The sequence below is a fragment of the Phocaeicola dorei genome, from assembly GCF_013009555.1.
Lineage (GTDB): Bacteria > Bacteroidota > Bacteroidia > Bacteroidales > Bacteroidaceae > Phocaeicola > Phocaeicola dorei.
Genome location: NZ_CP046176.1, coordinates 3,277,104 through 3,296,871, shown reverse-complemented (window position 1 = coordinate 3,296,871; position 19,768 = coordinate 3,277,104). Strand labels below are relative to the sequence as shown.

At 39.7% G+C, this 19,768-nt stretch carries 15 protein-coding genes; 13 read left to right on the top strand and 2 right to left on the bottom strand.

What is annotated here, in order from left to right:
* Position 1: 1 nt before the first annotated feature.
* Positions 2-832, top strand: a complete 831-nt coding sequence (tatC, locus tag GKD17_RS13920; RefSeq protein ID WP_007833235.1) for a twin-arginine translocase subunit TatC — start codon at positions 2-4, stop codon at positions 830-832.
* An 85-nt stretch (positions 833-917) separates the two neighbouring features.
* Here tatC and ald read toward each other — a convergent pair whose 3' ends face one another.
* Positions 918-2,009, bottom strand: a complete 1,092-nt coding sequence (ald, locus tag GKD17_RS13915; RefSeq protein WP_007833237.1) for an alanine dehydrogenase — start codon at positions 2,007-2,009, stop codon at positions 918-920.
* A gap of 193 nt (positions 2,010-2,202) precedes the next feature.
* On the opposite strand from ald, the gene GKD17_RS13910 reads away from it, so the two are divergent.
* The 4 genes from GKD17_RS13910 to GKD17_RS13895 all read left to right on the top strand — a co-directional run bounded on the left by GKD17_RS13910 (position 2,203) and on the right by GKD17_RS13895 (position 8,722).
* The gene (locus tag GKD17_RS13910) at positions 2,203-3,873 is read left to right on the top strand and encodes a M23 family metallopeptidase (RefSeq protein WP_007833245.1); all 1,671 of its coding nucleotides are present in this window, start codon (positions 2,203-2,205) and stop codon (positions 3,871-3,873) included.
* A gap of 42 nt (positions 3,874-3,915) precedes the next feature.
* Positions 3,916-5,556 (top strand): C69 family dipeptidase, encoded by a 1,641-nt coding sequence (locus GKD17_RS13905; protein ID WP_007833247.1) that lies wholly within the window; start codon positions 3,916-3,918, stop codon positions 5,554-5,556.
* A gap of 315 nt (positions 5,557-5,871) precedes the next feature.
* Positions 5,872-7,617, top strand: a complete 1,746-nt coding sequence (locus GKD17_RS13900) for a phospho-sugar mutase (RefSeq protein WP_007833248.1) — start codon at positions 5,872-5,874, stop codon at positions 7,615-7,617.
* Between the two features lie 184 nt (positions 7,618-7,801).
* A complete protein-coding gene (locus GKD17_RS13895) occupies positions 7,802-8,722 on the top strand; it encodes a DMT family transporter (RefSeq protein ID WP_008675498.1) in 921 nt (306 codons plus the stop codon).
* A gap of 47 nt (positions 8,723-8,769) precedes the next feature.
* On the opposite strand, the gene GKD17_RS13890 is transcribed toward GKD17_RS13895, so the two are convergent.
* Positions 8,770-9,645 carry an aldose 1-epimerase family protein gene (locus tag GKD17_RS13890; protein ID WP_007833252.1) on the bottom strand — a complete coding sequence of 292 codons (876 nt, stop codon included), beginning with the start codon at positions 9,643-9,645 and terminating at the stop codon, positions 8,770-8,772.
* A 168-nt stretch (positions 9,646-9,813) separates the two neighbouring features.
* Between GKD17_RS13890 and GKD17_RS13885 the strand changes: the two genes are divergently transcribed.
* From GKD17_RS13885 to GKD17_RS13850, 8 genes are all read left to right on the top strand, one after another.
* Positions 9,814-11,865 (top strand): tetratricopeptide repeat-containing sensor histidine kinase, encoded by a 2,052-nt coding sequence (locus GKD17_RS13885; protein ID WP_007844314.1) that lies wholly within the window; start codon positions 9,814-9,816, stop codon positions 11,863-11,865.
* A 127-nt stretch (positions 11,866-11,992) separates the two neighbouring features.
* Entirely contained in the window at positions 11,993-12,757 is a 765-nt protein-coding gene (locus GKD17_RS13880) for a LytR/AlgR family response regulator transcription factor (RefSeq protein WP_007833256.1), read from the top strand.
* Positions 12,758-13,022: 265 nt separating this feature from the next.
* Entirely contained in the window at positions 13,023-14,717 is a 1,695-nt protein-coding gene (locus tag GKD17_RS13875; protein ID WP_007855963.1) for a WG repeat-containing protein, read from the top strand.
* A 22-nt stretch (positions 14,718-14,739) separates the two neighbouring features.
* Positions 14,740-15,234, top strand: coding sequence for a hypothetical protein (locus GKD17_RS13870; protein ID WP_007833259.1), 495 nt, complete (start codon positions 14,740-14,742; stop codon positions 15,232-15,234).
* A gap of 271 nt (positions 15,235-15,505) precedes the next feature.
* Positions 15,506-15,991, top strand: coding sequence for a hypothetical protein (locus GKD17_RS13865; RefSeq protein WP_007844320.1), 486 nt, complete (start codon positions 15,506-15,508; stop codon positions 15,989-15,991).
* 12 nt (positions 15,992-16,003) lie between these two features.
* Positions 16,004-16,954, top strand: coding sequence for a DUF6175 family protein (locus tag GKD17_RS13860; RefSeq protein WP_007833265.1), 951 nt, complete (start codon positions 16,004-16,006; stop codon positions 16,952-16,954).
* Positions 16,955-16,961: 7 nt separating this feature from the next.
* Positions 16,962-17,897: a hypothetical protein gene (locus GKD17_RS13855; RefSeq protein ID WP_007833267.1), complete on the top strand. Its 936-nt coding sequence runs from the start codon at positions 16,962-16,964 to the stop codon at positions 17,895-17,897.
* Positions 17,898-17,908: 11 nt separating this feature from the next.
* Positions 17,909-19,756, top strand: coding sequence for a WG repeat-containing protein (locus GKD17_RS13850; RefSeq protein ID WP_007833269.1), 1,848 nt, complete (start codon positions 17,909-17,911; stop codon positions 19,754-19,756).
* Positions 19,757-19,768: the final 12 nt, after the last annotated feature.

The following is a 19,768-nucleotide window of genomic DNA, read 5'->3' as shown; positions in this document are numbered from 1 at the left end:
AATGGAACAGCAGCAGAAGATACTGACCTTTTGGGATCATCTGGAAGAACTACGCCATGTCTTGTTCCGCATTGCAGTGGCTGTGGTATTTCTAATGTTGGTAGCATTCTTGTTTAAGGATGAGCTCTTTGCTATTGTTCTAGCGCCTAAGAATGCTGATTTCATTATTTATCATTTTTTTTGCCGGATAGCTGATTCTATGGCTATGCCTTCATTATGTCCGGAAGTGTTTTATGTGAAAATGATCAATACCCAGTTGGCGGCTCAATTCATTACTCATATGAGTGTGTCTTTTTATGCGGGTTTTTTGTTGGCATCTCCTTATGTTATTTATCAGTTGTTCCGTTTTGTCTCGCCGGCTTTATACGAGAATGAAAAGAAATATTCTACCCGGGTTGTAGGATGGGGCTATTTTCTTTTTATGATGGGAGTTCTTTTGAATTATTTTTTGATTTTTCCTCTTACTTTCCGTTTTCTTGCTACCTATCAGGTCAGTATGGAAGTGGAGAACACGATTACTTTGTCCTCGTATATGGATACGTTGATGATGATGAGTCTGATGATGGGGATTGTTTTCGAGATCCCTGTCCTTTGTTGGCTTTTTGCCAAACTGGGATTTCTTACGGCTGATTTTATGAAGCGGTATCGTCGTCATGCTATTGTTATTATTCTGATAGTTGGAGCTGTTATCACTCCTACGTCAGATGTTTTTACATTGATGATGGTATCTGTGCCCATGTATTTGCTTTACGAAGTCAGCATTTGGATTGTAAGTCGGACAGGGAAAAAACAGCAGGAAGAATCCTTGGAGGAAGTGCTTGAAAAATCATGAGATGATAATCCTTATAAGTATTATATCGTAAAAAAGGAAGACCTTCGTGACGGCCTTCCTTTTTTCCATTAGGATCCATACTTTATTAAATCTTCCAGCCAAAGGCCTCTGCCACGGCCGGAAACACAATCTTTCCGTTGACAATATTCAAGCCGTTTTTTAGTCCAGGATCGTTTTCGCAAGCTTTTTTCCAACCAAGATCTGCCAATCTGATGGCGTATGGCAGTGTAGCATTGGTTAATGCCAAGGTTGAAGTACATGGTACAGCTCCCGGAATATTGGCCACACAGTAATGGATGATACCGTCTACTTCGTAAATAGGTTCGGCATGAGTTGTAGGATGGGACGTCTCAAAACATCCTCCTTGGTCAATGGCCACATCTACCAGTACGGTACCCTTTTTCATCAGTTTCAGCATGGGGCGTGTAATGAGGTGGGGGGCCTTTGCACCGGGGATAAGTACCGCACCGATTATCAAATCAGTTGTTGGCAGTTCTTTTTCTATATTGTGGCTGGACGAGAATAATGTTTTTACATTTTTAGACATGAACTCGCTTAACTGACGCAGGCGGGGTAATGAAATATCGCAGATTGTGACATCAGCCCCTAGCCCTGCAGCCATTAAAGCTGCATTGGTTCCTACAATGCCGCCGCCTAATACCAGCACTTTGGCTGGTTTGACACCGGGAACTCCACCTAGTAAGATACCACGTCCTCCTTGAGGCTTCTCCAAAAAACGTGCTCCTTCCTGAGTGGACATTCGTCCCGCCACTTCACTCATGGGAATCAGCAGAGGCAGTCCTCCTTGTTTGTCTGTTACAGTTTCGTAAGCTAGGCATACTGAACCACTACGCATCATTGCCTCTGTTAATTCTTTGTCACAGGCAAAATGGAAGTATGTAAATACCAGTTGGTCCTTACGTACCAGATTATATTCACATTTGATGGGTTCCTTGACTTTTATAATCATTTCAGCGATGGCGTACACATCTTTTATAGTAGGAAGGATACGCGCTCCGACTTTCTCATACTCTTCGTCGGAAAATCCGCTGTTTATACCTGCGGTGTGTTGTATATACACCGTGTGACCTCTCTGTACCAACTCGTGTGCTCCTGCAGGGGTTAATGATACACGATTCTCGTTGTTTTTGATTTCTTTAGGAATTCCTACTATCATAATTGTCACATTTAAGGGGTTTGACTGCCTCAAAGATAACAAAATGTCAGAAAAGTAGGTTTTGTCTGGATATGTTTTTTTCGTAATAAATGTATGTTTAGCAACATTATTTTAAGGGATATTCTGTTTTTTATTTGTAAGTTTGCGGAGAGATTCAAAATTTTTGTGATGAGTTCTCCATAAAATAAAGAAAATGACTTTACGAAATTATATAATCATAGTAGCTTTGGGCAGTATTTTCACTGTACGGGCACAGGAAGAACCGGCTGCTCCTGTATTCCGTCCTCCTTTTGATTTTCCGCTTACTCTGAGCGGTAATTTTGGTGAACTGCGTTCTAACCACTTTCATGGAGGAGTGGACTTTAAAACCCAGGGAGAGGTGGGAAAACCTATTCATTGCATTGCCGACGGATATGTGAGCCGTGTACTGGTTACTCCCGGCGGATATGGGCAGGCTATTTTTATTACTCATCCCAATGGATATACTTCAGTGTATGGGCATGTGTTGAAATTTGCTTCCGCAGTGGCAAAAGTAGTGGAGGAATATCAATATCGGCATGAAACTTTTGCTGTGGATTTGAAATTCGAACCTCATCAGGTCAGTTTCAAAGCTGGAGAAATCATTGCTTTAAGCGGTAATGAAGGATATTCTTTCGGACCGCATCTGCATATGGAGATACGCTGTACGGATACTGGTGAATTGATAGATCCCTTACAATTCTATACCGATAAAATCAAAGACACTACTCCGCCACGTGCGTCAATGATTATGCTTTATCCGCAGCGGGGCGCTGGGGTTGTGGAAGGCTCACAAAGAAAAAAATCCATACCTGTTGCTTCTTTGGGGCAACCGGTTTCTGCTTGGGGGAAAATAGCCGCTGGTATTAAGGCATACGACTATATGGATGGTACACATAATAATTATGGTGTGCGTTCCGTGGTACTCTATGTGGATACGACAGAAGTTTTTCGCAGTACAGTGGATGGCGTTTTGCCTGAAGAGAACCGGATGATTAATGCTTGGACAGACTATGAGGAGAATGTAAAGAGGCATAATTGGGTGATGCGCTCACAAATTCTTCCCGGAAATAGTTTGCGCATGTTACAAGCCAACGATGAAGGAGGGGTGATTACGATTGATGAAGAACGTGATTATCATTTTCGTTATGAATTAGCTGATTTATATGGTAATAAGTCGACTTATCGTTTCATTGTGCGTGGCCATAGGCAGCCGATAGAGGAATATCATCCGCAAGTAAAACATTATTTGGCATGGAATAAAGGTAATGTGGTTCAGGAACCGGGTATGGAACTGGTTATCCCCCGAGGGATGTTGTATGAGGATGTGGCACTGAACTGTCAGGTGGTTAAAGATACAGCCGCAATTTCTTACGAGTACCAATTGCACGATGAGCCAGTAGCTTTGCAAGCTGGATGCACGCTGATGATCGGGGTACGCCATCTTCCTGTAGAGGATACGTCGAAATATTATGTAGCCCGTAAGTGGGGAAAAAGGAAAGGTTCAGCAGGAGGAACTTATGAGAATGGTTGGATGAAGACTTCCATCCGTGAACTGGGAACTTATACCGTAGCTATAGATACCTTGTCTCCACGAGTAACTCCATTAAATAAAACGCAATGGAAGACAGGTAAGGTTCAGTTCAAAATAGGAGATGCGGAAACGGGTATCAAAGATTATAAGGTGAAGATAGACGGCGAATTTGCCTTGTTTGGTTTCAGTTCCAAAAATGCGAAATTGTGGATGAAGCATCCTGAACGGTTAAAAAAAGGAGTCGCCCATAAATTGGAATTGGTGGTGACAGATTATTGTGGAAATGAAACAAGAGAGGAATATGAATTTTGATGGTAAAATAAGTATTATACACAATTAAAAAGTTATATATTAATGAAGAATAAACTGATTTTAGGTGCTGCCTTTCTGTTGGCAGCGATAACGGAGAGTTTGGCGTGCACTAACCTGATTGTAGGTAAGGGAGCCTCGGTGGATGGTTCTGTTATCGTTTCTTATTCCGCTGATTCATACGGAATGTTTGGCGAGTTGTATCACTATCCTGCCGGTATGCATGAAAAAGGAACCATGCGTGATATCTATGATTGGGATTCGGGCAAATATTTAGGGCAAATAAAAGAAGCGCGTCAAACCTATAATGTGGTAGGTAATATGAATGAATTTCAGGTAACCATAGGTGAAACTACTTTTGGTGGACGGGAGGAATTGGTTGATTCTACCGGTATTATGGATTATGGAAGTTTGATTTATGTAGCTCTCCAGCGTTCTCGTACAGCCAAAGAAGCCATACAGGTAATGACGGATTTAGTAAAAGAATATGGTTATTATAGCAGTGGCGAATCATTCAGTATCGCTGATCCCAATGAAGTCTGGATTTTGGAGATGATCGGTAAGGGTCCCGGTGTGAAAGGTGCTGTATGGGTAGCAGTCCGTATACCGGATGATTGTATTGCCGCACATGCTAATCAGAGCCGGATTCATCAGTTCAATATGAATGACAAGGATAATTGTCTTTACTCTCCGGATGTGATTTCTTTCGCTCGTGAAAAAGGCTATTTTGACGGTATGAATAAAGATTTCAGTTTCTCGGCGGCATATAATCCTTTAGATTTTGGTGGTGTACGGTTCTGTGAAGCGCGTGTATGGAGTTTCTATAATATGTTCAATAAGTCGGTGGGAGATACCTATCTTCCTTATATCCAGGGGGACAGCAAAGAACCGATGCCTCTTTATATCAAGCCTTCCCGTAAACTTTCAGTACGTGATGTACAAGCAGCTATGCGCGATCACTATGAGGGTACTCCACTGGATATTACTAATGATCCCGGTGCAGGTCCGTTTAAAACTCCTTATCGTCTGTCGCCCTTGAGTTTTAAAGTAGGAGATCAGGAATATTTCAATGAACGTCCCATCTCGACTCAGCAAACGGCTTTCACTTTTGTTGCACAGATGCGTGCTAGCCTGCCCGATGCAATAGGGGGAGTATTATGGTTTGGGACAGATGATGCTAATATGACAGTGTTTGCTCCTGTATATTGTTGTTCGGATCGTATTCCTGATTGTTATAGCGGTAAAGAAGCCGACTGTGTAACTTTTTCATGGGATTCTGCATTCTGGATTTATAATTGGGTGGCCGATATGATTCGTCCACGTTATAGCCTGATGATTGATGATATGCGTGCCGTTCAAAATAATTTGGAAGATACTTATGCGAATGCACAGGCTGGCATTGAATCTTCTGCCATGAGTTTATATGAGAAAGATCCTGTAAAAGCAAAAGAATTCTTGACTAACTATAGTTGCATGACAGCCGAATCGGCAATAGACAGCTGGAAGAAGTTGGGTGAATTTTTGATTGTGAAGTATAATGATGGTGCTGTGAAAAAGATGGCAAAAGATGGAACTATACTTCGCCCTGAAACCGGTCATTGTGCTCCTTTGGTACGTCCGGGATATCCCAAAGAATTTTTGGAAGAACTGGTAAAGGCCACCGGTGGACGTTATAAGATGAAATAGGATATATTTTTGTATGTTCTGAAAGTCTGATTAATTAGTGGAGGGGGCAGATTATAATTCTGCCCCTGTTTGCATAATAAGATAGTTTTTTAGATTGTATTCAGGATGCCTAGGAGCTTTACTGATTGTTATATAATAGTGTTTTTTACCTTGTATGGTCTTCTATTTTTTTATGACAGATTATTTTTGGGGAATAATCCTTTATATCTCTAATTTTCTTCTTCCAAATTTCTAGGATTTTTAATTTAATTCTTTTACATTTGTCAAGACGTAAAAATCGGATATAATTATAAACCTTATAAATAACAAAAAATTATGGAAAATGAAGAATTGATAAAGCAAGTGACAGAGAAAGCAGAGAAATGGTTAACACCTGCTTATGATGCCGAAACACAGGCTGAAATTAAGAAAATGTTGGCGAATCCCGATAAGACTGATTTGATTGAAGCATTTTATAAAGATTTGGAGTTTGGAACAGGTGGTTTGCGTGGTATTATGGGCGTGGGTAGTAACCGTATGAATATTTATACGGTAGGTGCTGCTACTCAAGGCTTGTCTAATTATCTAAATAAAAATTTTAAAGATCTCGATCAGATTTCTGTAGTGGTAGGTCATGATTGCCGTAACAACAGCCGTTTGTTTGCGGAAATTTCTGCCAATATTTTTTCAGCGAATGGTATTAAAGTATATTTGTTTGAAGATATGCGTCCTACTCCTGAAATGTCATTTGCTATCCGTCATTTCGGTTGCCAGAGCGGTATCAATATTACTGCCTCTCATAATCCGAGAGAATACAATGGTTACAAGGCTTATTGGGATGATGGTGCACAAGTATTGGCTCCGCACGATAAAGGTATCATTGATGAGGTGAACAAGATTTCATCGGCTACCGACATTAAGTTTGAAGGTAACAAGGATCTGATTCAGATTGTGGGCGAAGAGGTAGACAGCGTCTATTTGAATAAAGTGAAAACAATTTCTATTGATCCTGAAGTGATCAAGCGTCAGAAGGATTTGAAAATTGTGTATACTCCGATTCATGGTACAGGTATGATGTTGATTCCGCGTGCATTGAAGCAATGGGGATTTGAAAATGTACATACCGTGCCTGAACAAATGGTGAAGAGTGGCGATTTTCCGACTGTTATTTCTCCGAATCCGGAAAATGCCGAGGCTTTGTCTATGGCTATTGATTTGGCTAAGAAAATTGACGCCGACATTGTAATGGCTAGTGATCCGGATGCTGACCGTGTAGGTATGGCTTGTAAAAATGACAAAGGAGAATGGGTGCTGATCAATGGTAACCAAACCTGTTTGCTGTTCTTGTATTATATAATAAAGAATCGTATTGCGATGGGTAAGATGAAGGATGATGATTTCATTGTGAAGACTATCGTTACTACGGAACTGATTAAATCTGTCGCAGATAAGAACCACATCGAAATGTTGGATTGCTATACCGGATTCAAGTGGATTGCACGTGAGATCCGTTTGCGTGAAGGAAAACAGCAGTACATCGGTGGTGGTGAGGAAAGTTACGGTTTCCTGGCTGAAGATTTTGTCCGTGATAAAGATGCTGTTTCTGCTTGTACATTGTTAGCAGAGATTTGTGCTTGGGCAAAAGATCAGGGCAAAACATTGTTCGAAGTTTTGCTTGATATTTATGTGGAGTATGGTTTCTCAAAAGAAACTACTGTGAATGTTGTGAAACCAGGAAAGAGCGGGGCAGAAGAGATTAAGGCAATGATGGAAAACTTCCGTTCTAATCCTCCGAGAGAAATAGGCGGTTCTAAGGTTGTTCTTGTCAAAGACTTTAAAACTTTGAAGGCTACTGATGGTAATGGGAATATAACAGAAATAGATATGCCGGAGGCTAGTAACGTATTGCAATATTTTACAGAAGATGGAACTAAAATTTCAGTTCGCCCGTCAGGAACAGAACCTAAAATCAAGTTCTATGTGGAAGTAAAAGGTGAAATGGGTTGCCACAAATGTTTCGATGCCGCTAATGCAGCTGCTGAGGAAAAGGTGGAAGCCGTAAGAAAATCACTGGGAATTTAATCGAGGGTAAGCGTTGGGCGAAAGTCTGGGAGAATATTCATTCATAAATAAAAAAAGGGGGGGAGAGATGTATTTCTCTATCCCCTTTTCTTTTATTTCCATGCCATTTATATCAAAATCTACACTTCTTTGTTTATTTTTTGTTGTAACTTTGCCTTCTGTTTTAAATAAGGTGAAAGATATGATGTGGTTACTTCTGGCATTTCTCTCGGCTGCACTGCTGGGATTTTATGATGTATTTAAGAAACAGTCGTTAAAGGACAATGCGGTTATTCCAGTATTATTTCTTAATACGTTGTTCTCTAGTTTGATATTTCTTCCTTTTATTGTATTGTCAGTGTGGAGGCCGGGAATATTGGAGAATTCTATTTTTTATGTGCCTGTTGCTGGGTGGGAGGTGCATCGTTATGTGGTGTTGAAATCTGTTATTGTCCTTTCGTCGTGGATGTTGGGATATTTTGGAATGAAGAATCTGCCTATCACGATTGTGGGACCTATAAACGCTACCCGTCCGGTGATGGTGTTGGTAGGAGCTTTAGTGGTCTTTGGTGAGCGTTTGAATTTTTACCAATGGATTGGTGTGCTGATGGCTGTCTTCTCTTTTTTTATGCTGAGCCGCAGCGGAAAGAAAGAGGGAATAGATTTTAAACATAATAAGTGGATTTATTATGTGGTAATGGCGGCTGTGTTGGGAGCTGTCAGCGGGCTTTATGACAAGTACCTCATGGCGCCTGCCGATCAAGGAGGTATCGGACTAGATAGAATGATTGTGCAGTCATGGTATAATATCTATCAATTGTTTATGATGGGAGGTATCTTAATATTGTTATGGTGGCCGAAGCGCAAATCTACCACTCCGTTTCATTGGCATTGGTGTATTATTCTGATATCTATTTTTCTGTCGGCAGCTGATTTTGTTTATTTCTATGCCTTAAGCTTGGACGGGGCAATGATTTCCATTGTATCTATGGTAAGGCGTGGCAGTGTGCTTGTCTCTTTTATATTTGGTGCGATGGTATTCCGTGAGAAGAATCTTAAAAGCAAGGCCGTGGATTTGGTGCTAGTACTTATTGGTATGATATTTCTGTATTTGGGAAGTCAATAAGAAAAAAGATGGGGTGTGACTCATCGTGCATACCCCGTTGTTCTTGATTACTCTATAATGATTTTATATTCTACATCAAACGTTTCTTTTGGTTCTAGTTTCTGTATCCATTCACGGTCTTTTAATTCGCCCGAATACCCTACAGAATCGCAACGTCCATACCATGGTTCAATGCAAACAAATGGGCAATCGGGATGTGTTTTGGTAGGAGACCACAAAGCTACTAACGGAGAATTAAATTCCAAACTGATATGAGGCTTTTTCTTTTTATCCAGTAAGGTTATTTTTTTCAGTTGTTTATTGTCAAAAATATAAGTGTCACAATCAAAAGTATGAATATCAATTGGCATCAGCCCTTCTTTATTTAATTTTAGTACATGACGTTCTGGTGATACGCAACCTTTTTCTATTGGCATGATATATTCTAAATCAGACTTTCGGTCAAAAACAAAGAAGCCACGATCCTTTGTAGCAGCATCGAACTTGGGGAAATAGAAAGCTGGATGTGCTCCGATCTGGAAATACATATCCATAGCTCCCAGATTTTCTACACGCCATTTTACGGTGATTTTATTTTCTTCTAATAAATATCCCACCAATAGGCGGAAGGGAAAAGGAAACTTGCCCAATGTATCAGGAGTGCTTTCCAACCAATATACAGCTCCTTTGTCTTCTTTATAGGTTAGTTTGAAATTCATATCACGTGCAAAACCGTGTTGCCCTATTTCATAAGTGTTTCCGGCATGACGGTATTTATTATTCCACACACGTCCTACTATGGGGAAAAGGACAGGTGAGCGCCGTCCCCAAAATTTAGCGTCTCCCTGCCAAAGATATTCTTTGCCATCCTTTTTGATACTTTGAAGCTCAGCGCCATGTTCGGCTATTTGTACAGTCAGGACAGAATTAGATAGTGTTTCCATGTTTCTTCATTTATAAATTCTTTTTTCAAAGGTAGGGATGTTTCATGACATGACAAAGTGAATCTTCATCTTTGTGTAAATTTTATCTAAAAGGCTTTTTGGGATCAAATAAATTTTAATAAAAGCTTATGCTTGTGTTTATTTTTGCTTATGTTTGTCAATAAAACTATGAAGGAGGATAAGATGGAGAACATACATTTGATATTTAAATTTTTATGGTATAGTATATTATTTTGTATATGGGGAGTATCTTGTACAAGTTCCGGAACTTATAAAAAGACTCAAATGGATATTTATATGCAGTATTATGATTTTATAATTGATTCACTGTCAAAAAATCCTAATTATGTATGTACCCGGACTGCCAGGCAAATGTCGTTTACCACAGATAGTGTGGCGTATTGCCATTATCTTGTTCTTTTGGCAAAAGCATATATGTTTAAGTCCGAGATGGATTCGGCTAAACTTAGCATGGATAGAGCGGAAGTATTTTGCGATGGAGCTGAACCGTCACCGTTAATTAATGATTTGTATGCTGAGATTTACAATATGCGGGGTAATGTATGTGTTCGTCAAGGGTTGACAGATTCTTCAGTGGTATGTTTTCAAAAAGCGTTCGATTATCGTTTGAAGGGTAGTAACAGAGATATGCTTCATGATATTTCTATTAATTTGGCTGATGCTTTTGTCCGTACCGGTCATTATGATAAAGGTGCGATGTGGTATCGTAAAGCTTTGTCTTACTGTGATTCATTGAAGATTCCTGAAGAAAAGCGTTTTCCTGTTTATTACGGATTGGCACAGGTTTATATGGAACTTCGTGATTTTACTTCTTGTGATTATTACTATGAACTGGCGGCTCGGCAATATGATAAGATGCTTCCATTTGAGAAACATATTTATTTGAATAATCGTGGTAATTCTTATTATTTTCGTGCTGATTATCCTAATGCTTTAGAATTTTTCAGAAAATCATTATTGTTAGCTCGTTCTTATCCAGATATGATTTTTGAGGAACATCTGACTGAAATGAATTTGGGAGAAACTTTTCTGTTGATGAATCAGGTTGATTCTGCCGCATACTATTTAAATCTTTGTAGTGATTTTTTTCGTTCTATCGAAAATCAGACAGCTCTCTATTATTTGGATACCCAGTTGATTGAACTTGCCTTGAAGCAGAATAATTTGCCTTTAGCACGTAAACGTATGTCTGAGGCTATCCAGCCTGATTATGTGGAACCGAATATGCAGCATATCCGTAACCGTTACCTACAACATTATTTTGAAGAGGTGGGAGATTTCAAACAAGCTTATTATTATCAAATGGAAAATCAGCGTATTGATGATTCTACACGTAATGAGCGTATTAAAATGCGTACAGCTGAAATTGATCTGAAATACAGTCAGGACACCACGCTGATGAAGCAGAAAATTTTCATTCAGCAAAAAGAGAATGAAGTTCTGGCGCTGAACCAGACGCTTTACCTGTGGATGTTTGCCTGCATCTGTATTCTGGGGCTCGCTGTATTTGTCTACACATACAACAAGAGACAGCGTTTCTTGCTGCAAATGAGAAGTCAGAATATGATTGCCACTTTGCGTATGGAGAATATCCGTAACCGGGTTTCTCCCCATTTCATTTTTAACATTCTGAACCGTGAGATGGGTAACTACACCGACGAGCAAGTCGGAAATATGCGTGGGCTGGTAAAACTGATGCGGCGCAACCTGGAACTGACCGAGCAACTGTGTGTTACCATGGCTGAGGAACTGGACTTTGTCAATACGTTTATCAACCTGGAACGTGAAGCATTGGGAGATAGCTTTATACTGTCCACATCCATAGATGCTGCCATCCATCTTGACCAAGAAATACTTCCTTCCATGATGATACAGATTCCGATAGAAAATGCCATCAAGCATGCCCTGAAGGACAAAGAGGGGATGAAAAGACTGTGGGTTGACATCAGAAAGACCGGGGAAGGAATCTGTGTCAAGGTGCGTGACAACGGGGGAGGTTACCGGGTAAACAGTGCCAACTACGGTACAGGCACCGGTATAAAAGTGATTCTTCAAACCATACAGTTGTTGAACGCTAACAATAAGAAGCATATCGATATATCCATAACCAATGTGCAGTTGGAAGACGGAGAAACCGGTTGCGAGTTTGCTGTCTTCCTGCCCCATGGTTATGATTATAATTTGAAAAAGATGGTTTAGTCATTATTTTTGCTAGAATAGTGTCCGAAACGGTCGCTATAGTTCCATAACCAGAGTGTCGGGTTTGTGCGTTAAAACATGTTTTAATACTTTTGTTCCGTTAATAACTAAAGCAGGATTGTTTACTATGGATAAACTATACAGGGTCGTAATAATTGATGATGATGAGTTCTCTGCGGACAATCTTTGTCTGGAACTGAAGAAATATAACAGGCTGTCTATAGATGGGATGGCGCGTAACGGTGTGAATGGCCGGAAACTGCTGGAAAAGGTTCATCCGGATTTGCTGTTCCTGGACGTGGAACTGCCGGACATGAAGGGCATGGAACTGCTGGAACAGATAAGGGGGGCAATCACTTGGAATATGCAGATTGTGTTCTATACGGCTTATGATAAATACATGATTTATGCCATCCGTGGGGCAGCTTTCGACTACTTGCTGAAGCCGATAGACAAGAAGGAGCTGGAAGGGATTATCGACCGCTTCATGAAAAAGGAGGAAGAGTCGGCAGCTGCATCTTTGGCTATTCCTGCGCGTGTGCATTCGGTCGGCGAGCATACCTTTATGATATCCACGCCTACCAATGATTTGCGTATTCTACGTTCCATTGACATTGGTTTTTTCCGTTATAACTCCGACCGGAAACTGTGGGAAGTGGTGCTGAACAACCAGCTGCCTCTGCTGCTGAAGAAAAATACTACGGCTGATCATATCAAGGGATATGACCCCTGCTTCGTCCAGATCCATCAGTCGTATATCATTAATATCAATTATCTGATGATGATTAAGGAGAACCGCTGTGTCATGTTTCCCCCGTTTGAGAATATTACGGAACTTCAGGTTTCCAAGAAATTCAGAAAAGAATTACAGGATAGGTTTTATTTGTTGTAGTGAATCTATTGATAACATTGAAAATACAAGTTTATAGAAAGTGATTTTAAATCACAATGGAAGAGCAGGAGTCGTGAGATTGCTGCTTTTTTGCTTTTAGTGCTTAATTTTTCCTTTGCGGTATATGGAAATGAGGTTATATAGTCATTAATTTAGATAGAATAGTATGCTTATTAGGCTGTTTGATACTTTCTCTTGGTTTTGTGAATTTGTAAAATGGCGTTAATTGTTTTTCTTTGAAGCCACATAAGGTTAAAAAAAAGACATGTATATGAATGAAGTAAAAAAAGTAATATTGTTTTTGTTATGCTGTGCTATACCTTTTAGTTTTTATGCACAGAAAGCACGCCAAAATGCTGCAACAAAGAAATGGGGATATGAGCAGACCGAAAATAAAGGATGGTGGGAAAATTCAAAATATAGAGGTAATTCTATGTTTGGTGAATGGGATGCGGCTTTAGTAAATCAGGATTATGAGATAAATTGGTTGATTTCTCCACAATATGAAGAGGTGACTAAGAGATTTACAGAAAAGTTGGCGGGAGTAGTTTTAGGAGGAAAAGTAGGTTTTATAGACATACACAACCGTTTTATAATTAAACCGCAGTTTGAAAATGTAGATGATGTTCATGGGTTTAATTTAGGACTGTCTGCGGTAAAGAAGAATGGCAAATTTGGCTTTATAAATAAAAAAGGAGAATTTGTCATTGAACCTCAATTTGATTACGCTGATAATTTTAGAGATAACATGTTGGCTACAATCAAGCAAGATGGTAAGTTCGGGGCTATTAATTTGAGGGGGGAAATCGTTGTTCCATGTAAATATATTCTAGAAGAAGCAATGATAAGCGTTCCTATATCCAATAAGGTATATCGTCAGAAACAAGAAGAAATGAAAAATGCGAAAGGGAACGGTGATTTTGATGATTTGCTTGATAAAATCGCTGAATGTAGCAGAGAGGTCAATGAAAAAATTAATAATCCTGGAACAGAAGTTATAACCGATTCTCTCAGAATAAGGGAAGATAATGGTAAAATGGGCCTTATAGTGGGAGAACAAATTGTAATTCCTACAGAATATGAGGAGCTTATAATAGCTGAAGATGGATTCGTTCTTGCTTGCAAGCGGGATAAATGGGGAGTTTTGGATATATATGGGCGTACTATATTGCCTTGTGTTTATCAATGGGTATATTATGATGTATCGGCAAAGGTCTGGATTGCCAAAAGTTTTGCAATGGGGTTATATAATAGTCAAGGTGCTTTATTACTACCGGGAAGGATTGATTATATAGGTAGTTTTGTGGATGGCAAAGCACCTGTTTGGCTGAATTCCGTACTTGGTTGGATAGATACGAAGGGACAACTCTCTGATGGCTTTGCAGAGGATGTGACAGAATCCTTTTTGAAAGAAGAAAAAAGGGGAGTGGCAGGTGCTTGGGGTATGTTTAATTTATTAACAGACTTGATTCCGGACTATGCCATGGCCCACTATTATATGGGAAAAGGACAAGTGGCAGATGGCATTTATTCTAAGGGAATGGAGCATCTGAAGATAGCGGCAGAATTGGATCCGGATAATGAAGAAGTAGCGTTGGCGCTGAAGCAAGCCAAAAAGGACAAGAAGAAAAGAACTTTGAATACGATTGGTTACATTGCAAGTGTGCATAATGATTTGGAATCTACGAACTCTAATTCTTTTAAGGATGAAAGCAGAAATCAAAATAAGCCTTCATCCGGAATTAGTCTGGGGGTTTCTATGGATGAGATAGATGCCCTTGGTGGATCTACAGCTACTGCTATAGCAGGAGGCAGTAATCATTGCGATTTTTTGAAATATGTGTTAGAAGATCTTGAAGAAAAGATTCAGGAGAATACAGGCAAATTGATGGGAGAGTATTATCGGAAAGTGAAGGATGAATATTTGCAGTTTGCCAGTAAAGAAGGGTGTGAACAATAATATATAATTAAAGATTAGAATTATGAAAGTAATGAATGTGAAATTTGTCGGTAGAATCATTATGACGATTCTTTTTGTATTCATCTGTATTGGAGCGTACGCAGGTGATGACCTTTTAAAGTATGAGATAGAGGGAGAAGGAGTAGGTGTACAGGGTACTTATTTAGTAAAAGTGACAGTAATCCAGAAGAAAAGTAAATTGGATATCGATGTGATCAAGAAGTGTGCGGTTCATGGGGTGCTTTTCAAAGGATTTTCCAGTCAGACTTCACGTACCCGGCAGAAACCTTTGGCAGGAAGTATGGTGGTAGAACAGCAGCATCAGGATTATTTTGATGTCTTCTTCCAAAAAGGAGGTTCTTATATAAATTTTGCCAATATGATAGGAGAGAATCTTTCAGTGGTGAAAATGGGAAAGCAGTATCGAATTTCAGCAGTGGTTTCCGTTGCGAAAGACGCCCTCTATCAAGAGCTGGTATCAGCCGGAGTTATTAAAGGACTAAATAATGGATTTTAGCTTATGTATAAGAGATTGATTGTTACTTTTCTGATACTGGCTGGCGCACTATTGCCTGCTTTTGCCCAGCAGGCTCATGAAGTGTTTTATCTGAATAATGGTACGTAGTGAAGGGAGTTATCTTGAAGCGTACGGATAGTGAAAATAAAGGCATCCAATGGTGAAATTTATCAGTATCCTTTGGTCGTTGTGGAAGTTTGTGGAGGAGAGCGTCATTTTGAGAATATTGTATTATTGAAATTAGGCTATGAATTTTAAAGAAGAAAAAATTATGAAATATCTATTTTATACGTGGAAATTGGGATGTCTGCTTTTACTTGTCTTTGCCGGATGCAGCAGCAAAAAGAGTGTTTCTTCCTATCATTCCTTTGAGAGTGAATGTTTGGGAGTAGAACTGGATGGTTCGGAGACACTTCGAGCTTGGGGCAGAGGGAAAAATCGTACTGATGCTATAGAGCAGGCAAAGAAAAATGCAGTAAGGGATGTTTTGTTCAAAGGTGTTGCTGCCGGTAGTCGTGAATGTAGTGTGCGCCCTTTGGTAACAGAAGTGAATGCACAGGAACGGTATGCATATTATTTTAACGACTTTTTTAGAGACGGAGGGGAATACCTGAAGTATGTAAGTATGGAAGATAAGAAAACAAATTCTAACATGAAGACTTCTAATAAGACTCAAATTTCTTATTCCACTACGGTGCGTGTGCTTCGTTCTCAATTACAGCAGAAACTGATAGAAGATAAAATTTTAAAACCATAAAGACAGAAAAACATGAAAAAATTATATGCTATTTTATTTATTGTAGCACTTGTACACACCGGAGTGTATGGACAGGCTAAAAAACCCACCATTATGGTTGTTCCTGCTAATGTGTGGTGTACCCATAATGGTTATACACAAAAATATAACAATCAAGGCATTATTACCGAACTTCCGGATTATAAAAAGGCGTTGGATAATGATCTGAACTTGGTGAATGTCATAACGAAAATAGGTGAGTTGATGGCTGAAAAAGATTTTCCGTTGAAAGATATGGCATCTTCTATTCGTTCCATAGAGCAGAGTTCGGCGGAACATGAGATGACTACCAGTTCTACTTCGGGAGCTTCACTGGCAGAGTCTCCTTTGGATCGGTTAATGAATAGAGCTAAAGCTGATATTCTGATTGAAGTAGTTTGGAATATTAATACAATGGGTCCCAAACGTTCTGTTACTTATACTTTGCGAGGCTTGGATGCTTACACTAATAAGCAGGTCGCAGCGACGCAAGGTACGGGAGAACCTTCTATGGCTGCTGAAGTGGCAGTATTGTTGGAAGAAGCGGTAGTAGACAAGATGGATGCTTTCGTAAGTCAGTTACAGAAACATTTTGATGATTTGATGGCTAATGGCCGTGAAGTAGCATTAGAAGTCCACGTGTTTGATAATGGGAGCGGTGTTAATTTGGAAAGTGAATTTGGGGGGGCTGAACTACAGGAAATCATAGAAGATTGGGTGGCGCAGAATACGGTGACTCATCGTTTTAGTTTAACTGATGCAACTGAGAATATGATGCTTTTTGAGCAGGTACGCATTCCGCTTTATCGTGAAAATGGAATGGCTAGAGATACAAGAAGCTTTGCAAATGATTTGCGCAAATATCTCAATCAGAAAGCCAATCTTACCTGCAAAGTAATGACGAAAGGGTTAGGTAAAGCTGAATTGGTTATCGGAGAAAAATAGAAAAGATATGAAAATAAGGAATATGATATTTACCGCTTGGTGTGCATGTTGTGCCATGTCTGCGGCAGCACAGGATTGTGAGATAAGCCTTACAATAGCTAAAGCTGCCCAGAAAGAGGAACTTCCATCTCAGGTACAAGAGATTTTAGGAAATCGTTTAGCTGCGGCAGTGGCCGCTCAGGGGGGTGTTGCCAATTCCAATTTTACACCATTCTTTATCACAGCTAAGGCCAATACTTTATATAAGGAAACATTGTCCGGTCCTCCTGTCAGTACAGCGCTTACTGTTCAATTGACTTTGTATATAGGAGATGCAGTAGGGCAGAAAGTATTTTCTACTCTCACTGTGGATGCAAAAGGAGTAGGTACTAATATTAACCGGGCATATATCAATGCTTTCCGTGCAATAAATGGCAAAAACGTGAAAATGCAAGAATTTATACGCGAAGGGAAAGAAAAAATTATCTCTTGGTATAATAGTAATTATAGGCAAATATTGATAAAAGCGCAAAAAAGTGCTTCTATGCATGAGTATGATGCTGCATTGTATTATGTTACCTCCATTCCTGAATGTTGTGTCGGCTATGAGGAAGCTAGTAAACTGATAGACACTTATTATACTCAATATGTGAATTATAATTGTCAATTGATTATGCAATACGCCAGATCCGAATGGGCAAAGTCACCCGATGCGGAAGGTGCTTCAAGGGCTTTTGACTGGTTGGTTTTCATTGAGCCGGGAAGTAGTTGTGAAGGTGAAGCTAAAGCTTTGTATAATGAAATAAAGCAAAAGGTGACCAGTGATTGGGATTTTGAGAATCGTGAGAAATATAAGGATGAAGCGGGGCTGAAAAAGCAGAGGATAGAAGCTGCCAGAGCTATAGGTGTAGCATTTGGTAATGGGCAGCAACCGGTTACTACTAATATTACTTGGCTCCATTAATTCAAGTTCAAATGATTTTAAATAAAAAGAATATGAGAAATAAAAAAGTTATCCTAATTCTATGTCTGCTGGTGCTGGTCAGTGGCTCTGTGCAAGCTCAGAGGTTGAAGGCCGTGCAGAATGAAAAGGGGCGTTATGGCTTTATGACGGAAGACGGGACAGTAGTGATAAAGTATAAATATGATGAAGCTACCCCTTTTAAAGACGGTATCGCTAAAATAGGAAAAGATGGAAAATACAGTCTGATTAATGAAGATGGTGAAATCATTACAAAACGGAAATATACATATATCGGTGAATTTTATAACGGGGTTTGCCCCGTCGCTGAAGGTGGAAATACTAAAAAAGGAGTAATGCTAACAACGGGTGGACTCATAGGCAATAAAGCTAGTAGTAATACAGGTGAAAAATGGGGGTTGATTGATAAGACAGGTAAGGAAATCCTGAAAACTGATTATGAGGCAATGGGAGATTTAAATAAAAAACTGATATATGTCTTGAAAGGCAAGAAGTTCGGGTTCATTGATTCAGCTGGCAATATCATAGTGAAGCCTACTTATAATTTTATAGGCAGTTTCAACGACCAAGGAATCTGTTGGGTTAATATCGGTGGCAAATACGATAAAAAGAACAACATGGTGTCTAAAGGTAAATTCGGGTTAATCAATGAAAATGGGCGGGAAATAATTCCTGCCAAATATGAAGATGTGGGCAACTTCCCTATTTTGCGAGATAAGAAAACTGGAGCTTTGCTTGATGAGGCTGCCTTTTATACTAAGGCAGACCAGTCCGCATTTCCTGCTACCAAGCAGGAGATACAGAGCTTGCTGCTTCCCAAGCCTCATGCTGCTGAGTCCCAGTTGCCTTCATCGAGGGTAGATTATTTTTATTTCATTAATAAGAAATCCCAAGGGTTGGTAGATGTCCATGGAAATACTATTATTCCTTTAACAGCCAATCAGGCTATTCTTCCTCCTTCAGACAATATGCTTAGGCTTGCTAAAGTGGAAAAGAAGCAAATAGCTAAAGCTTATTATGATTTGGATGCTGAAGTGATGGTCAGAATACCTTCTTCAGAAAAGGGAAAGTTTGGGGCTTTCAGCCATAATTTAGCTCCGGTTTCATTGGATGATGAATTGTATTTCATAGATAAAAAGGGGAACAAGGTGATTGGTGGCCTGTCAAAGGCTTTCCTGAGCAATGAAGGATACCGGGTGGTACAAAAGGGATCGGCTTTTGGTGCAATTGATTCTACAGGGGCAGTTGTTATTCCTATTGAATATACTAATTCGCTTACCAGTGTGAACAATGGGCGCTTGGGAGTACAAAAAAATGCTTCTTGGTTTTATGTAGATATGAAAGGACAAATCGTATCCGATAAGTATGACCGTATAGGCAATTTTCATCGGGGGTATGCATCCGTATGCCTGAACAAATTATGGGGGGCTATTGATTTGCAGAACCGGGTTGTCGTTCCTTTAGAGTGGCAAGGTGTAGCTCCTATAGTCAATCCGCAATTGATATGGGTGAAAAAGGATAACCTGTATTACCTTTATGATGGGGTGCAAAAGTCTGTTCGTCTGAAGCAGGGATTTGCCAATGCATCCAATTTTGATAATGAGATGGCTTATGTGATGTCCGATGGAAAGTGGGGGATTATTGATCCGGATGGCAAGATACTGGTGCCTTGCTTGTTCGAAAAAGAAGAGGATATGGTCTTGGCCAAACAATATATGTTAGCGGAAGACAAGAAGAGCTTGACCGAAGTAGAGGCTCTTCGAGTGATTGCACGTTTTGACCCGGATACAAATATGTTTAAGATAACCTTTGTCATTCCAGATAAACATTGGGATTATTAATTATTGAATGTT

Coding starts and splice junctions, on each gene's coding strand:
- tatC (WP_007833235.1), top strand. CDS start 2: ATGGAACAGCAGCAGAAGATACTGACCTTTTGGGATCATCTGGAAGAA.
- ald (WP_007833237.1), bottom strand. CDS start 2,009: ATGATAGTAGGAATTCCTAAAGAAATCAAAAACAACGAGAATCGTGTA.
- GKD17_RS13910 (WP_007833245.1), top strand. CDS start 2,203: ATGACTTTACGAAATTATATAATCATAGTAGCTTTGGGCAGTATTTTC.
- GKD17_RS13905 (WP_007833247.1), top strand. CDS start 3,916: ATGAAGAATAAACTGATTTTAGGTGCTGCCTTTCTGTTGGCAGCGATA.
- GKD17_RS13900 (WP_007833248.1), top strand. CDS start 5,872: ATGGAAAATGAAGAATTGATAAAGCAAGTGACAGAGAAAGCAGAGAAA.
- GKD17_RS13895 (WP_008675498.1), top strand. CDS start 7,802: ATGTGGTTACTTCTGGCATTTCTCTCGGCTGCACTGCTGGGATTTTAT.
- GKD17_RS13890 (WP_007833252.1), bottom strand. CDS start 9,645: ATGGAAACACTATCTAATTCTGTCCTGACTGTACAAATAGCCGAACAT.
- GKD17_RS13885 (WP_007844314.1), top strand. CDS start 9,814: ATGAAGGAGGATAAGATGGAGAACATACATTTGATATTTAAATTTTTA.
- GKD17_RS13880 (WP_007833256.1), top strand. CDS start 11,993: ATGGATAAACTATACAGGGTCGTAATAATTGATGATGATGAGTTCTCT.
- GKD17_RS13875 (WP_007855963.1), top strand. CDS start 13,023: ATGTATATGAATGAAGTAAAAAAAGTAATATTGTTTTTGTTATGCTGT.
- GKD17_RS13870 (WP_007833259.1), top strand. CDS start 14,740: ATGAAAGTAATGAATGTGAAATTTGTCGGTAGAATCATTATGACGATT.
- GKD17_RS13865 (WP_007844320.1), top strand. CDS start 15,506: ATGAAATATCTATTTTATACGTGGAAATTGGGATGTCTGCTTTTACTT.
- GKD17_RS13860 (WP_007833265.1), top strand. CDS start 16,004: ATGAAAAAATTATATGCTATTTTATTTATTGTAGCACTTGTACACACC.
- GKD17_RS13855 (WP_007833267.1), top strand. CDS start 16,962: ATGAAAATAAGGAATATGATATTTACCGCTTGGTGTGCATGTTGTGCC.
- GKD17_RS13850 (WP_007833269.1), top strand. CDS start 17,909: ATGATTTTAAATAAAAAGAATATGAGAAATAAAAAAGTTATCCTAATT.